Source organism: Daejeonella sp. (assembly GCF_044348475.1).
GTDB lineage: Bacteria > Bacteroidota > Bacteroidia > Sphingobacteriales > Sphingobacteriaceae > Daejeonella.
In genome coordinates this window covers 57,177-72,869 of the sequence record NZ_JBIKSU010000004.1, presented here as the reverse complement: position 1 = coordinate 72,869, position 15,693 = coordinate 57,177, and the positions used below count along the sequence as shown (strand labels likewise).

General features: G+C 38.2%; 12 protein-coding genes. 8 read left to right on the top strand and 4 right to left on the bottom strand.

Features of this window, described 5'->3' with window-relative positions; all coding sequences use genetic code 11:
* The first annotated feature begins 19 nt into the window (after positions 1-19).
* The 4 genes from ACIQZ6_RS02405 to ACIQZ6_RS02390 all read left to right on the top strand — a co-directional run bounded on the left by ACIQZ6_RS02405 (position 20) and on the right by ACIQZ6_RS02390 (position 4,502).
* Positions 20-958, top strand: a complete 939-nt coding sequence (locus tag ACIQZ6_RS02405; protein WP_395807839.1) for a hypothetical protein — start codon at positions 20-22, stop codon at positions 956-958.
* A 168-nt stretch (positions 959-1,126) separates the two neighbouring features.
* Positions 1,127-3,049 carry a DNA primase gene (dnaG, locus tag ACIQZ6_RS02400; RefSeq protein WP_395807837.1) on the top strand — a complete coding sequence of 641 codons (1,923 nt, stop codon included), beginning with the start codon at positions 1,127-1,129 and terminating at the stop codon, positions 3,047-3,049.
* On the top strand, positions 3,049-3,408 hold the full coding sequence (locus ACIQZ6_RS02395) for a YraN family protein (RefSeq protein WP_395807836.1): 360 nt from the start codon (positions 3,049-3,051) through the stop codon (positions 3,406-3,408). Before dnaG ends, ACIQZ6_RS02395 begins: the two co-directional genes overlap by 1 nt.
* Positions 3,409-3,437: 29 nt before the next feature.
* Positions 3,438-4,502 carry a glutaminyl-peptide cyclotransferase gene (locus tag ACIQZ6_RS02390; RefSeq protein ID WP_395807834.1) on the top strand — a complete coding sequence of 355 codons (1,065 nt, stop codon included), beginning with the start codon at positions 3,438-3,440 and terminating at the stop codon, positions 4,500-4,502.
* A 31-nt stretch (positions 4,503-4,533) separates the two neighbouring features.
* On the opposite strand, the gene pgi is transcribed toward ACIQZ6_RS02390, so the two are convergent.
* Entirely contained in the window at positions 4,534-6,195 is a 1,662-nt protein-coding gene (gene pgi / locus ACIQZ6_RS02385) for a glucose-6-phosphate isomerase (protein WP_395807832.1), read from the bottom strand.
* 99 nt (positions 6,196-6,294) lie between these two features.
* Between pgi and ACIQZ6_RS02380 the strand changes: the two genes are divergently transcribed.
* The 3 genes from ACIQZ6_RS02380 (at position 6,295) to prfB (ending at position 10,171) form a co-directional block, all read left to right on the top strand.
* The gene (locus tag ACIQZ6_RS02380) at positions 6,295-7,608 is read left to right on the top strand and encodes a M16 family metallopeptidase (RefSeq protein ID WP_395807830.1); all 1,314 of its coding nucleotides are present in this window, start codon (positions 6,295-6,297) and stop codon (positions 7,606-7,608) included.
* Between the two features lie 4 nt (positions 7,609-7,612).
* Positions 7,613-9,016, top strand: coding sequence for a M16 family metallopeptidase (locus ACIQZ6_RS02375; protein ID WP_395807828.1), 1,404 nt, complete (start codon positions 7,613-7,615; stop codon positions 9,014-9,016).
* 77 nt (positions 9,017-9,093) lie between these two features.
* Positions 9,094-10,171, top strand: a protein-coding gene (gene prfB / locus ACIQZ6_RS02370; protein ID WP_395807826.1) for a peptide chain release factor 2 whose coding sequence is annotated in 2 segments (ribosomal slippage) — positions 9,094-9,153 and positions 9,155-10,171 — 1,077 coding nt in all. Because the reading frame shifts where the segments join, the coding sequence is not laid out codon by codon here.
* Positions 10,172-10,677: 506 nt separating this feature from the next.
* Here the strand turns inward: prfB and ACIQZ6_RS02365 are convergent.
* Positions 10,678-11,562: a transglutaminase-like domain-containing protein gene (locus ACIQZ6_RS02365; protein WP_395807824.1), complete on the bottom strand. Its 885-nt coding sequence runs from the start codon at positions 11,560-11,562 to the stop codon at positions 10,678-10,680.
* 116 nt (positions 11,563-11,678) lie between these two features.
* Between ACIQZ6_RS02365 and ACIQZ6_RS02360 the strand changes: the two genes are divergently transcribed.
* Positions 11,679-12,464: an O-methyltransferase gene (locus ACIQZ6_RS02360; RefSeq protein ID WP_395807822.1), complete on the top strand. Its 786-nt coding sequence runs from the start codon at positions 11,679-11,681 to the stop codon at positions 12,462-12,464.
* Between the two features lie 268 nt (positions 12,465-12,732).
* Here the strand turns inward: ACIQZ6_RS02360 and ACIQZ6_RS02355 are convergent, their stop codons facing one another.
* Positions 12,733-14,313, bottom strand: coding sequence for an amidohydrolase family protein (locus ACIQZ6_RS02355; protein ID WP_395807821.1), 1,581 nt, complete (start codon positions 14,311-14,313; stop codon positions 12,733-12,735).
* Between the two features lie 60 nt (positions 14,314-14,373).
* On the bottom strand, positions 14,374-15,693 hold the full coding sequence (locus ACIQZ6_RS02350) for a gluconate:H+ symporter (RefSeq protein ID WP_395807819.1): 1,320 nt from the start codon (positions 15,691-15,693) through the stop codon (positions 14,374-14,376).

Here is a 15,693-nt window from a genome sequence, read left to right as displayed (position 1 = left end):
AGTCAAAGAGGTAAAATTTATGATAAAGAGACTATATTTTATTCTGAGCCTAATGAGCATTTGCAGCGTTAGTTTTGCTCAGCAGATTCCTCGTTTCAACCCCGATACTGTACTTACTGTCACCATTGATTCGGCGATAACAGTTACTTCAACACGTTTAACAGTTGAAAGTTTTATCAATGAAATTATCAATGATACCAGCTTCTATGAGGCCTTCCGCAACATGAAGAGGTATACATTCACGGCCGAAAACAGAGTTTTTACGTATGATAAGAAGAATGCAGTAGAGGGCAAGATTTACCGTAAAATTTATCACAATAATGATGGGCCTTATAAAATGCAATTCCTTGAAAAGAAGGATGAAGGAAAGGTCTTTAAAAATAATGGGAAATTTTCACTCTATACCGTAGAGATGTTTGACTACATTTTTATGAATGCCTATAACTCAGATTTTGTTCCTTCAGCACCCATAACCGGAGCCAAAGGAGAAAGTAATGAGTCGTATAAAGATAAATTGAAGACCTTGATTTTTAGTCCTGGGCGGCCAATTAAGGGAGTTCCTTTTATTGGTAGTAAGACTCGGATCTTTACTCCAAACATGAGGCAGTACTATGACTACTCCTTTTATAGAGGAACCTACCTCGATTCAATCCCGGTATACCGATTTAAAGTTAAAATGAAGCCTGATCTTTCCAATTGGACCAAAGATGGATTGATGATCAAGGAATTAACCACGATCTTTGATATGCGTAATTTTCAGATCCTTGGTCGTTATGTAGATATGAAATATGATAATCTAGCCTTCGAATTTGATGTGCAGATGAATATTGAATTAGGTTATTTTGGCTCAGATCAGACCCTGTTACCTACCAAGATTACTTATCAGGGCAATTGGGATATCCCTTTTAAAAGAGAGGAAAGAGCCAGTTTTTTAATCCTGCATAAGGGTTATAAATAAGTTAAGGTTTACTTATATCGGATCATAAATCTTTCTGTTTGGATTTATATTTCAGGTATGAAGCATTTTTATAGTTTGAACGGGTAGACTTGAGATTTTTTTCTGATTTATTAGCCTTTCAATTTTCAGAACAAAAAAATCACTAATTTTAAATTCCAAATAAATAGTTTGATTCCTAAAGAGACCGTAGACAAGATCATTGAAACATCCCGTATAGAGGAAGTTGTAGGTGATTTTGTGTCCTTGAAAAAGCGCGGTACCAGTATGATTGGTCTCTGTCCTTTTCATAATGAAAAGACTCCTTCTTTTCATGTATCAGTAGGGAAAGGCATATTTAAGTGTTTTGGATGTGGCCAAGGTGGCGATTCTGTTCGTTTTATTATGGAACATGAAAAGGCCACCTACCCTGAGGCACTTCGCTACCTAGCCAATAAATATAGTATTGAGATTGAGGAGGTTGAAAATTCTCCTGAAGAGCAGGCTGTAAACGATCGGCGAGAAAGTTTATACATCGTTTCCGGCTGGGCCGCTAAATTTTTCCATCAGCAAATGATGGAAACAGATGAAGGAAAAAGTATCGGACTCAGCTATTTTAAGGAGAGAGGTTTCCGTGATGATATTATTAAAAAGTTTGAATTAGGCTATTCGCCGGATATTTGGGATGCATTAACCCAGCAAGGATTAAAGGAAGGATATAATATTCAATTCCTGGAAGATACCGGTTTAACCATCCGCAAGGATAATGAAAAATTATACGATCGTTTTCGTGGCAGAGTCATGTTCCCGATTCATAGTTTTACCGGAAGAGTTATTGGTTTTGGCGGCCGTACCTTAAAGACAGACAAGGCTGTTCCTAAATATGTTAATTCGCCAGAAAGCGATATTTATCATAAGTCGAATGTGCTGTATGGATTGTTCTTCGCTAAAAAATCAATGCGCGATGAAGACAATTGCTACTTGGTAGAAGGTTATGCCGATGTTTTGTCGGTCCATCAGGCTGGGGTAGAAAATGTGGTTGCTTCATCAGGCACATCATTAACTATTGAGCAGATTCGAATGATTGGTCGGTTCACAAAAAATATTACCATTCTGTATGATGGGGATGAAGCCGGAATAAAAGCTTCGTTAAGAGGGCTGGATATGATCCTAGAAGAGGGATTGAACGTAAAGGTGGTCAATTTCCCAGATAGCCATGACCCTGATTCGTATGTGCAAGAATTTGGGAGTGCTGCCTTTAAAACTCATATTGAACAGAATAAAAAGGATTTTATTTTATACAAGACCGGAATTCTGTTAAAGGATGCCGGAAATGATCCAATCAAAAGGGCTGGAATTATCCGCGAGGTAGTTGAAAGTATTGCCAAGATTCCTGATGGTATCAAAGCCTCAGTTTTTGTTCGGGAGTGCAGTTCCCTGCTGCAGATTGAAGAGCGGGTTCTTATTTCAGAATTAAATAAGATTCGTTTAGGAAAGATAAAAAAGGACACCAATAGCTATACACCTCAAAACAATCCGGATACCATTCCTATTTCCATTGAGCCTGAACTTGCCGGAATATCCGACACCGATGAAAAGCAGGAACGAGAAATAATTCGTCTTTTATTGAACTATGGGCATGAATTAGTGCATTGGGATGATATTACCGATACCTATATTGCACCCTACATTATTGCCAATCTGGCCGATGTCAATTTCGAAAATGTCTTATGTGCCAGAATCATTGATGAATATAAAAAGCAGCTCGAAAACGGTGCCTTACCTTCAGAACAGGATTTTATTAAACATACAGATCATGAGATTGCCGACCTTGCCATAGCAATGGTGTCATCGCCCTATATTTTAAGTGATAACTGGTATGCAAAAAGGAAGATCTATGTGAGGAATGAGAGTACAAATTTGAGATTAACAATTCTAGGAGGAATTTTTCATTTAAAGAAGCGTAAGGTTGACCGTATTCTTAAGAAAATTCGTGATGATATTCAGGCTGAGACTGATAGTGATAATCAGACCATACTGATGCGGCATTATATGCAGGTGAAAGAAGTTGAAAAGGGGATTTCCAATTTTCTGGGTTCCGTGATTCTCAAATAATGGCCGTTCATAATATCTTAGGCAGGGATGGTGAAAAGCTGGCAAAGGGATATCTAGAAGAATTAGGGTTTGAGATTCTAGAAGAGAACTGGGTGTTTAAAAAGTCGGAGATTGATCTGATTGTCTATAAAAACTCTACTATTATCTTTGTTGAGGTAAAAACACGAAGAAATAACTCTTTTGCAGAACCTGAAGACTTTGTAAGTCCTGATAAACAAAAACATCTGGTGCTTGCTGCTGAAGAGTACATTCATTTAATGAGCCATCAGCATGAAATAAGATTTGATATAATTTCAGTTTTGTTTGATAATTTTGGCAATCCTGTTATTAACCATATTGAAGATGCGTTTTGGCCATAAGATTGGCTAAATACTTTAAAAATGCAATCATGCGAAATAAATTAATTTGTCTTTCTCTAGGTTCTATTTTCTTGTTTGCGAATTGCTCGAATGAACCTAAAGAAAACACCAGTTCTGCATCTAGTTGGATCAGTCCAGAGGCAGGGACTTCAGTAAACCTTGGTGATTCAGTAAATCTGGAGCTTAGTTTGAATGCTAAGGCAGATTCTATTGTGTATTTTGCTGATGGAGTCAAATTGCAGAAGTTGGTAGGTGAAAAGCCTGTTAGTGTACCAACTAATCAACTTCCACTGGGAATTAAGTCAATAACCGCGAAAATTTACCGTGGAAATGCCGAGCCAGAAGAGATTAGTACTAATATTGTCGTAAAATCTACGCTGGTACCCCAAAAATTCAATTTTACTGTTCAGCAAACCTTGAAGCATGATACCAGTTCATATACTCAGGGTTTAGAATTTCATAACGGATTTCTATATGAAAGCGATGGTTTGTTGGGTGAGTCAAGTATGCGAAAAACCGATCCTGCTACAGGCAAAATTTTGCAGATTACCAAGGTTAGAGATGAGCTGTTTTCTGAGGGGATAACCATTGTTGGCGATAAAATCTTGATGCTGACGTATCAAAACAATCTGAACCTTGAATTTGATTTGAATTCGTTTAAATTACTTCGTGAATTTCAGGGCCAGTATCAGAGAGAAGGCTGGGGCTTGTGCAATGATGGTAAAGTTATTTACAGCACCAATGGCAGCAATTCAATTTTTATTCTGAATAAGGATACGTATATGCAGGAAGGTTCTATTGAGGTTTACGATGACAATGGGCCGGTTAATGAGCTGAATGAGCTTGAATTTATTAATGGTAGAATTTTTGCGAATATTTATAATTCCAATCGCATCGTTATGATCGACCCTGTAAATGGTCAGGTTACCGGCGAGCTTGATCTTACCAATCTTTATCCAGATTCAGACAGAACCATGAAAGATTTTGATGGATTTGTACTGAATGGAATTGCTTGGGATAGCAAAGGCAAACGCCTATTTGTAACCGGCAAGAAATGGGATAAACTGTTTCAGATTAAACTGAGCCCGCAGTAGGATTGCCCTTTACCCTTTCAGCTTTGAGCTTTCAGCTTTCCCCTTTCCTTTCCCTCCAAACCTTATACTGATTGATCAAGCCATTAGTTGAAGCATCATGCCCAGTAACCGCTTGTTCATCTTTCAACTCTGGCAAAATACGCCCTGCCAGTTGCTTGCCTAGCTCAACACCCCACTGATCGAAACTAAAAATGTTCCATATTATACCCTGAACAAATATTTTATGTTCGTAAATCGCGATAAGCGAACCTAAAGTATGGGGTGTGATTTTTTTTATCAGTATCGAATTGGTAGGCCTATTACCTTCAAAAACCTTGAATGGCGCCAGGTTTTTTATTTCATCTTCAGTATTTCCGGCAGCTTTCAGCTCAGCCACAACCTGATCTTTACTTTTGCCATTCATTAAAGCTTCAGTCTGAGCAAAGAAATTAGATAAGAGTAACTGATGATGATTTCCAATTGGATTATGGCTCTGAGCGGGTGCTATAAAATCACAAGGAATAAGTTTAGTGCCTTGATGTATGAGTTGAAAGAAAGCATGTTGTCCGTTAGTGCCTGGCTCACCCCAAATCACTGAACCAGTTTGATAGTGGATAGCCATACCATTGCGGTCAGTTGATTTTCCATTACTTTCCATATCTCCCTGCTGGAAATAGGCAGCAAAGCGATGCATATACTGATCATATGGTAAAATCGCATGACTTTCAGCACCAAAAAAATTGCTGTACCAAACACCTAGAAGTGCCAGCGTTACCGGAATATTTTTATCAAAGTCTGTATTTCTGAAATGCTCATCGGCATCATGTGCACCATCCAATAAAGCCTTAAAATTGGAATATCCGATACCGCAGGCTATGCTGAGTCCGATGGCACTCCAAAGCGAATATCTTCCACCAACCCAATCCCAGAATTCAAACATATTAGCCGTATCAATCCCGAATTTTGAAACTTCTTGCTCATTAGTTGAGATGGCCACAAAATGTTTGGCCACATCTTCTTCTGCGGCGCTACCTTTTAGAAACCAGTTGCGAGCAGAATAGGCATTAGCCATAGTCTCCTGGGTAGTAAATGTCTTGGAGGCAATCATGAATAAGGTAGTTTCCGGATCAAGTTCTTTAAGTGTTTCTACGATATGAGAGCCATCCACATTTGAAACGAAGTGTAATTTTATATGATTCCTGTAGGCTTTTAGTGCTTCAGTTACCATAACGGGTCCTAGATCCGAGCCGCCAATGCCAATATTCACAATATGAGTAATTGCTTTGCCCGTATAACCTTTCCATTGCCCGCCAATCACCCGGTCAGAAAACAGTTCCATTTTAGTTAAAACTCGATGAATATCAGCTAATATATCTTTACCCTCCAGATTAAAACCCGAATGGTTTGGGTTACGTAATGCGGTATGTAAAACTGCCCTTCCTTCAGTTTCATTTATCTTTTCACCTCTGAACATAGCTTCAATGGCTTGTTTCAACTCACATTCTTTGGCTAGCTTCAATAATAGCTCATGGGTCTCTGAATTGATTCTATTCTTAGAGTAATCGAGTAAAATATCTCCGAAGGTGATTGAAAATTGTTTAAATCGTGTATTATCCTTGAATAGATCGATTATTTTCTCCTTTTTGATCCTGTTGAAATGGTCAGAAAGGGCTTTGAATGTATCTGTTGAAGTTAAATTATGGCGGGGAAGCATAAATTTCGATAATAGGTTAAAGAAAAATCAATTTAATTGTAAAATTAGACTTAATATCTATTAATTTGAATAAAATTCCAATTAGCCAAATACCTACCAATGAAGAAATTACTAAGCATTCTGCTCATGGGCTATTGTATTCCCCTGTTTGCACAAACCAAGGCCGATGATATTAAAACATTTACCTTAAATAACGGAATGAAATTCCTAGTCGCTGAAGACAATTCAATTCCCAATGCCAATATGTACTTGTTCTATAAGGTAGGTTCCCGAAATGAACATCCTGGTATCACAGGCTTATCTCACTTCTTTGAGCATATGATGTTTAATGGAGCAAAGAAATACGGGCCTAAAATGTTTGACCAAACCATGGAATTTAATGGTGGAGCTAATAATGCATACACTACACAAAATGTTACGGTTTATACAGATTGGTTTCCAGTAAATTCGATGGAGACTATTTTTGACCTCGAGTCAGATCGTATTGCCAGCTTGAATATAGATTCTAAAATGGTGGAAAGTGAGCGCGGTGTAGTTCTTTCCGAGCGCAGTACTGGTCTTGAAAATTCTCCATGGAATATGTTAAGTGATGCATTGAATGCAAGCGCATTTCAGGAGCATCCATATCACTGGACGGTAATTGGTTATGAGACGGATATAAAAAATTGGACAAAAGAAGATCTTGAAAAATATTTCAAGACTTATTATGCCCCCAATAACTGTGTGGTAGTAATTTCAGGAAATGTAAAGGTTGATGAAGTTAAGAAAATGGCAGAGAAATACATGGCTCCAATACCTGCAAATGCACCTCCCAAGGCGGTTCATCTGGTTGAGCCTCCACAAACAGGAGAGCGCAGGGTAAGCATTCAGAAGGAAGTTCCAAGTCCTTATTTAATGATTGGCTACCATACGCCCGAAGCCACAAATAAGGATTATTATTCATTAAGTATTTTGAACGCCGTACTTAGTAGCGGAAATTCATCAAGACTGTATTCAGAATTGATTGATAAAAAGCAGCTGGCAAATATGGTTGGATCTGATTTCAGCGAAAGTTTCGATCCTAACCTGTTTAATATATATGCTATTGCAGCAAAAGGAGTAAAGGAAGTAGATATAGAATCAGCCATTTATGCAGAGATTGATAAAATAAAAAAAGATGGAATCACTGAAAATGAACTTCAAAAAATCAAGAATCAGAAGCTGGTCGAGTTTTATGCTCAGATTGAGACAATCAATGGAAAGTCGAATAATATTGGGACGTATGAATTGTTTTTTGGTGATTACCGAAAGATGTTCGATGCGCCTGCTGAATATTCAAAGGTAAGTATTGAGGATGTGAAGCGTGTGGCAAGCCAATATTTTAATAAGTCAAATCGTACTGTTGGTATTTTGAAATCGAACGTAGAAGAATAAGGAAATGAAGAAATTAATAAGAAATATCTCAGCTGTTCTGATTGCATTGGTACTTTGTAGCCCGGCAATTGCCCAAAAAACACCCTTGGCATTTAAAGTGCCCGTTTATGAAAAGTTTACTTTACCCAATGGATTAACCGTTTACTTAATGGAACAGCATGAAGTTCCGTTGATCAGTGTTTCTGCCATTGTTTCTGCTGGAGCTATCTATGATGCTGAGAAATCTGGTCTGGCAAGTTTAACCGCCGCAGGTTTACAATATGGTACCAAATCGTATTCAAAAACCAAAATTGAGGAGGATCTTGACTTTATAGGAGCAGATCTGAATACCTTTGCAAGTAAAGAATCAGCAACAATTACTTCAAAATTTGCAGCTAAGGATGCTGAAAAAGTTCTCCCAATTCTTAAAGAAGTGATGCTGGATCCAGTATTTGATAAAGACGAATTTGAAAAGGAGAGAAAGCGTGTTCTTTCAAATCTTGAGCAGGCAAAGTTAAGCCCCAGAAATGTGATCAATGCCTACTGGGATAAATTCATCTATGGTGCCCATGTATATGCAAATGCTGTAAATGGAAGTCCAGCTACTGTTGGGAAATTCAATGTGGATGATTTAAAGACCTTTTACAAAAATAATTATGGTCCGCAAGGTTCTGCAATTGCTATTGTTGGTGATTTCAATACAAAAGTGATGAAAGCACGTATAACTAGCCTGTTTGGTGCATGGAAAAGGACCGGTCTTCCGCAGAGCAACCTTGCTGCTCAGGCTGTTAGTATACCCCAAACGGCCCGGGTACTTCTGGTGAATAAAGAAGACGCTCGCGAAACTACTTTTTTAATTGGAGGAATGGGAATTCGTCGCGATAACCCCGATTTTGTGGCTATTGAAGTGGTTAATACCGTTTTTGGTGGTCGCTTTACTTCCTGGTTAAATGATGAGCTTCGGGTTAATTCCGGGCTTACCTATGGAGCCAGAAGTAGTTTCTCACCTTTAAAAAACTCTGGTACCTTCTCCATTTCAACTTTTACAGCCGTAAAAACTACGCTTCCAACAGTTGAAAAAACCTTGCATGTGCTGGATAGTTTGCATGCAACAGGTTTTGACGAAAAGACACTGGCTTCGGCAAAGAATTATGTTAAAGGGCAGTTTCCGCCGCGTTATGAAACTGCCGGGCAATTAGCTGGTTTATTGACTCAGATGTTTTGGTATGGCTTTAATGAGTCGTTCATTAATAATTTTCAGAGCAATGTTGATGGACTTACGTTGGCCAGGTCAAAAGAGATCATCACTAAATATTTTCCAAAAGATAAGCTTCAATTTTTATTGATTGGTAAATCAGAAGATATTAGGAGTATTGCAGCAAAGTATGGTCCTGTTATAGAAAAGGATATTAAGGCCGACGGATTTTAAGATTTATAGGCTGACAAAATTCAATATCCTGTCAGCTTTTACTCAATTGATGAGTAATTTTTTTCTATTTTTGCATTATGACCAAAGAAAATATTCAGGATTTAAGAGACAGAATAACGTCTCTGAGGAGGCATCTTTGACATCGACAAGAAGTTAGATGATCTCAAAAATGAACAGGATATTGCCCTGAGACCCGATTTCTGGGATGACCCTAAGGAGGCCGAAAAAGCATTACATTCAATAAACACTAAGAAAAAATGGACCGATGAGTTCCAACTTGCGGAAGCATCCGTTGAAGATGTTACTGTCATGCTCGATTTTTTCCAATCTGGAGATGCCACAGAATCTGAACTAAAGGAGCAATTTGATATTACAGTTAAAAAGATAGAAGAGCTAGAGTTCAAAAATATGCTCAGTTCTGAAGAAGATCAGCTGAATGCGGTGATGCAAATTACTGCCGGGGCTGGAGGTACCGAAAGTTGCGACTGGGCAGCTATGCTACTCAGAATGTATGTTATGTGGGGCGAAAAGCATGGATTTAAGGTTAGTGAACAAGATTATCAAGAAGGCGATGTAGCTGGAATCAAGACTGTAACCATACAATTTGAAGGTAATTTTGCCTATGGGTATTTAAAAGGCGAGAATGGTGTTCATAGGTTGGTTAGAATTTCACCTTTTGATTCGAATGCAAAGCGACATACCTCATTTGCTTCAGTGTATGTGTACCCATTGGTAGATGATACCATTGAGATTTATGTTAACCCGGCAGATATTGAATTTGAAACCTTCCGCTCTGGCGGTGCTGGAGGTCAGAATGTGAATAAGGTAGAAACCGCCGTTCGTTTATATCATAAACCATCTGGGATTATCATTAAAAATCAGGAATCACGTTCTCAGCTTCAGAATAAAGAGAATGCTATCCGACTATTAAAATCGCAGCTTTATGAGGCAGAAATGCGTAAGCGTCAAGAAGCTTCAGCAACCATTGAGGGAAATAAGAAGAAGATAGAATGGGGTTCACAGATTCGGAATTATGTGCTACATCCATATAAACTGGTGAAAGATCTGCGCACAAATTATGAAACATCTAATGCTCAGGCAGTTCTTGATGGCGATCTAGATGAATTTTTGAAGGCTTATTTGATGGAATTTTAGTTAGATCCAAGTATCAAGAACCAAGATCCAAGACAAAAGAACAAGGAGTAAAGAGTAAAGAACAAAGAACCAAGAGCAAAGAACCAAGACAATTCAGTGCTAATTTGAAATTTATTCTATTTCCCAAAATCTGATAACTGATTTTGAGTAGTGAGTAGTGAGTATAGCGTATTGAGATATAGATTCTGCTTCAGACAACAGACAACTGATAACAGACAACAGATTTTGAGTATTGAGATATAGATTCTGCTTCAGACAACAGACAACTGATAACAGACAACAGATTTTGAGTATTGAGTAGTGAGTATAGAGTATTGGGATATAGATTCTGCTTCAGACCTCATACTTCATACCTCAGACAACAGATAACAGACAACTGCCTTTCTCCTTTCAGCTTTCCCCTTTCAGCTTCCCCCTTTCAGCTTTAAACTTATAACCTATTACCTATTACCTATAACCTATTACTTATAACCTATAACCTATTACCTATAACCTTCCCCCCTCCCTTATCTCGGTTCCGGAAAAATCCCCAGCATCTCTTGAACTTCAGCAACTTTCTCTACTGATGATAGCTTTTCATAAGCACTGATGAGGTTTCGAAGTACCCGCTGAATAATCTCAACATTACTGCAAGGCTCATAGAAATGATGCTGAGGTTTGAGATTAAGTTGTTTTAAGAATCCATCCACATCTTTTCTTCCAAAAAGAAAACCTTTATTAAATGCATTAATATAAAATAAGATGCGATTTTCGAAATCGTTTTCCGAATTAATGTTATGTTCTGCTGGTTCTTCATCCACATAGGCCAGCACAAAATGCTGCGGTAGGTTAACCCCATAGATGGGAATATCGAGTTTTTGCGCAATAATCGAATAGATTACTGCCAGTAGGATCTGATTTCCTTTTCTACTTTCCAATACCTGACTTAGGTATGAATTCTGAGGATCCTGATGGTTGCTAGTATTGCCTGAAAATCCATGAGTTTCATAGATTACATGATTGATTATCTTCACCTTTTCAACCGCACTCATTTCATAAATCAACTGCATCCAGATATCCCTTTTAATATCTTCGATCTGATTGATTATCTTCTGTTCATCTAGGTCTGGGTATTGATATTTATTGATGATTAGCATTCCCTGCAAAAGGTCGTATGATCCTGAGATATACCAAAGTTCGAGTTCTCGTTTTACATTACTAAACTGGATCTTGTGTACCAGATTTTCAATCCTCTCTTGAAGCATTGCATCTAAAGAATGTGACCAGGCATTTTCCAGATAGCCAATCACCTCATTGCCAATAGACAAGAGCTTTTCTTCCACGTGACTGGATATTTCAACATCCGGGTCATCGAGCAATTTTATAAGAGATTGTACTTCTTTTTCGTTCATTTGTGATTACAAATTTACGCAAAAATGTGCTTGTTCTTATGAGGTTTTGGCTATAAGCTTCTTCTATCTCAAATCTCATATTTCAGATCTCACATCTGAAAACTATCTTTAGCCCCATGATAAATCTCCAAGTGGCGGTTGATTTCCTTAAATATCGATTGAAAGCCAAAACGCGGCATGGCGTACATTCACCCTTTGCCTACCGTCTGGTTGATCAAGTTATTTATGATTTTCATGCCAAAAAGGTTTATTCTGACATTGAGAAATTACGGTCTGAATTATTCCTTGATGTGCGCAGTATACCTATCACTGATCTTGGAGTTGGTTCACTTCTTAACCAGAATAAACAAAAGAAGATTAGCACATTTGCCAGGAATAGTTTAAAGCCTGCCAGGCTAGATCAGCTCATTCATCGCCTTGTTTTAGATGTAAATCCGTCAACTATTATTGAATTGGGTAATTGCTTAGGTATTACCACAGCATACCTTGCAAAAGCAGCGCCAAATGCTCAGATTATTAGTTTAGAGAGGTATCCTGAAACAGCAGAAATTACGCATGAAAATCTTGATAAGCTCAATATTCAAAATTTAGAACTCCTTGTTGGGAATTTTGATGAGTTGTTTCCAGAAGTCATTAAAGATATTACTGAACTTGATTTCGTATTAATAAATGGCAAACATCCTAAAGAAGCTATTCTGAACTATTTTAGGTGGTGTTTACCAAAGCTAAGCGAGGAATCAATACTGATAGTTGATAATATTTACAGGAGTCAGGACATGAAAGATGCCTGGGAACAAATTAAAGCACATCCAGAAGTCAGTGTAACTTTTGATCTTTTTCAAATCGGACTGGTATTCGTCAGAAAAGCACAGGCAAAAGAAGATTTTGTTATTCGGTTTTAAGGTGAGTTATCAGTTATCTGTTATCTGTTATCAGTTATCAGTTATCAGGATGGGTACGATAGCCAGACAACAGACAACACCCCTTCCCTTCCTTCCTACCTCAGACCTCCTACCTCATACTTCATACTTCATACTTCATACCTCAGTCAACAGACAACAGACAACAGACAACAGACAACACACTTCTTACCTCAGTCAACAGACAACAGACAACAGACAACACACTTCTTACCTCAGTCAACAGACAACAGACAACACACTTCTTACCTCACTCCACATACCCCAACCCATACAACGCTTTCCCACTTCTGGTACCTAAGTGTTTTTCGTTTTCAACCACTAACTCACCATTCACAACTACATATTTAAACCCTTTAGAGTAAGCATGTGGTTTTTGAAAGGTAGCCATGTCGGTTACTTCTGATTCGCTGAATATCACGATATCAGCAGCGTAATTTGCGAGTAACAGGCCTCTATCATTTAACCCGAATTTTTGTGCAGCTAATGAGGTCATCCTCCGAATAGCATCCTCCATGGAAAGTACGTTTTCATCTCTGACATATTTGCCTAAAACCCTTGCATTAGAACCATATCCACGTGGATGTGGCATTCCGCGCCCTGGTACAGGAACACCAGCATCAGCACCAAACATACTGAATGGATATTGCATGATATTTTTCACATCGGCTTCATTCATGCTATTATAGACCATTTGGGCACCTCCTTTTTCAACCATATCCATAATGGTCTCGGCTTCAAATTTAACTTTTGCCCTTCTTCCCATCAGTTTATTAATTTCAGAGATATTCTTTCCATTGTAAGTGGTGTCTGAAGGATAGTTGGCAACAACTGCATAGCTGTAATTAGGAAATTTATAGCTGGCTAACTGCTGCAACATTTCTTTTTTGATCTGAGCTCTTACAAGCGGGTTGTTCAAACGTACCTTCATGCTATCGTTTCCGCCTGCAAACGCCCAGTCTGGTAATCGTATTCCCAGATTCGTGCTGCTTGCGGTGTATGGATATTGATCGATCGTAACATCCCAACCGTCAAGGCGCGCCTGTTTTACTAAGCCAAGGGTAATGTTTGATTTGCCCCAATTTGATTTACCACCTATCTTAAAGTGAGAGATCTGTACAGGAATATTTGCTTCTTTACCAATATTTATTGCCTCATTAATAGCATCAACTGCTTTATTTTCCTCATTCCGGATATGAGATGCGTAAACACCCTTATACTTTCCTGCTGCCCTAGCCAGTCCGCTAACCTCTTCCGTTTTGGCGAATGTACCTGGGATATAGATTAATCCTGTAGACAAACCAACAGCACCTTGTTTCATTGCTTGTTCTACCAGACTTTCCATCTTTTTCTGTTCCAGATTTGTGGGAGTTCTGTTATCTCTGTTCATGACTTGTGCTCGAACGGTATTATGCCCGAATAGAGTGGCAACATTAATAGAAGGCCTGATTGTATTGATTTCTTGAAAAAAAGAGCCAATATTTTCAGCCGACCCTCCACAATTGCCAGTAATAACTGTTGTTACGCCATCAAAAATATAGTTATTAGCTGTGGGAGTTTCAGTAATACCCCCTTCAATATGCCCATGAACATCAATAAAACCAGGTGCCACGATCAAGCCTTTGGCATCAATGGTCTTTTTGGCCTGCATATCAGCTATATGTCCGGTTTTGATAATTCTGCCATTTTTTATTGCCAAATCACCATAATACCAGGAATTTCCTGTACCGTCATAAATTTTTCCATTTCGAATAAGCAGGTCTGCTATTGTTTGTCCATTTACAACAAATGAGCAAAAAAATATAGAACCCAATAGAAATATTGTTTTCATGTTCTTAGTGTTAAAAATCAAGCAAAAAATGCACGGTTTGTTCAAATTATTTACTGCGGTTTATAAAAATGTATTTAAGGCTAATACTCCAAATAATCCCATAATGCCTACAATGGTTTCCATGATGCTCCATGTTTTAAATGTATCTTTTATGCTTAATCCAAAATATTCTTTAAAAATCCAGAACCCGGTATCATTTACATGAGAACACATTAAGCTACCGGCACCAATAGAAAGTACCATTAATTCAGGATTAACTTGCATAGGTCCAATCAATGGTTGTACAATTCCTGCTGCCGTTAATCCTGCAACTGTTGCAGAGCCCACCGCTATTCTAAGCAGCGTTGCAATTAGCCATCCGAGTAAAAGCGGCGATAAGGTGGAGCCTTTAAAAAAGCCAACTATGGCATCACCTGTTCCACTATCCAATAATATCTGTTTAAATGCACCACCAGCTGCAATTAGCATGAGTATTGTTGTAACGGCATTTAAGGATAAAGCTGATTTATCCATTAACGTTTTCATTTTTATTCCTCTAGCAATACCCAAAACAAAGATGGCTATCAACAAGGCAAGTAACATGGCAATGCCGGGATCGCCAATAAACTGCAGGGTTTTTGTAATAGAAGATGTAGTAGGCAATAATAAAGTACTTGCAGTAGCAAAACCCATTAAAATAACCGGGATCAGTGCTACGATAACACTGGTATTGAACCCAGGCATTTCATTGTCTTCAAAATGTTTGATATTAAAAATTTCTTTAGGTGGGTTGGCTTTGATTTTTTTAACAAACTCAGGAAAAATTAATCCGGCCATAATTATTGCAGGAATAGATATCAGGGTTCCATACAATAATGTTTTCCCAATATCTGCTTTAAAAATAATAGCAATGGTGCTTGGTCCTGGATGCGGGGGTAAAAAACCATGGGTTACAGAAAGTGCGCTGGTTAATGCAATGCCTAAATAAACCAGAGGCTGTCCAGTATTTAGCGCCACAGAAAATACCAAGGGTATTAATATGATAAAACCTGCATTATAAAACATGGCAATGCCTACTACGAAGCCAGTTAAAGCCATTGCAATTTTTATTCGTTTTACTCCAAATAAATTTACTAGGCCAATACTTATTCTTTGGGCGGCCCCTGTTTCAGAAAGTACACTTCCGAATAAAACGCCAAAACCTAAAATTAATAAGGTAGACCCAAGTGTACTCCCAATACCATTACTGATAGATTTTACAATAGTGGATAATACCATAGAATTGCACAATCCTACAAACAGCGTTGAGAGAATCAATGCAGTAAAGGCATTTAATTTTACCACCATTATGAGTAGTAAAAGCAGCAGTATGGAAGAACAGAGGATTAGTATTGGTATCAC

Bases quoted from the DNA above. Each gene is read 5' to 3' on its own strand.
- ACIQZ6_RS02405 (WP_395807839.1), top strand. From the start codon at position 20: ATGATAAAGAGACTATATTTTATTCTGAGCCTAATGAGCATTTGCAGC.
- ACIQZ6_RS02395 (WP_395807836.1), top strand. From the start codon at position 3,049: ATGGCCGTTCATAATATCTTAGGCAGGGATGGTGAAAAGCTGGCAAAG.
- ACIQZ6_RS02390 (WP_395807834.1), top strand. From the start codon at position 3,438: ATGCGAAATAAATTAATTTGTCTTTCTCTAGGTTCTATTTTCTTGTTT.
- pgi (WP_395807832.1), bottom strand. From the start codon at position 6,195: ATGCTTCCCCGCCATAATTTAACTTCAACAGATACATTCAAAGCCCTT.
- ACIQZ6_RS02380 (WP_395807830.1), top strand. From the start codon at position 6,295: ATGAAGAAATTACTAAGCATTCTGCTCATGGGCTATTGTATTCCCCTG.
- ACIQZ6_RS02375 (WP_395807828.1), top strand. From the start codon at position 7,613: ATGAAGAAATTAATAAGAAATATCTCAGCTGTTCTGATTGCATTGGTA.
- ACIQZ6_RS02365 (WP_395807824.1), bottom strand. From the start codon at position 11,562: ATGAACGAAAAAGAAGTACAATCTCTTATAAAATTGCTCGATGACCCG.
- ACIQZ6_RS02360 (WP_395807822.1), top strand. From the start codon at position 11,679: ATGATAAATCTCCAAGTGGCGGTTGATTTCCTTAAATATCGATTGAAA.
- ACIQZ6_RS02355 (WP_395807821.1), bottom strand. From the start codon at position 14,313: ATGAAAACAATATTTCTATTGGGTTCTATATTTTTTTGCTCATTTGTT.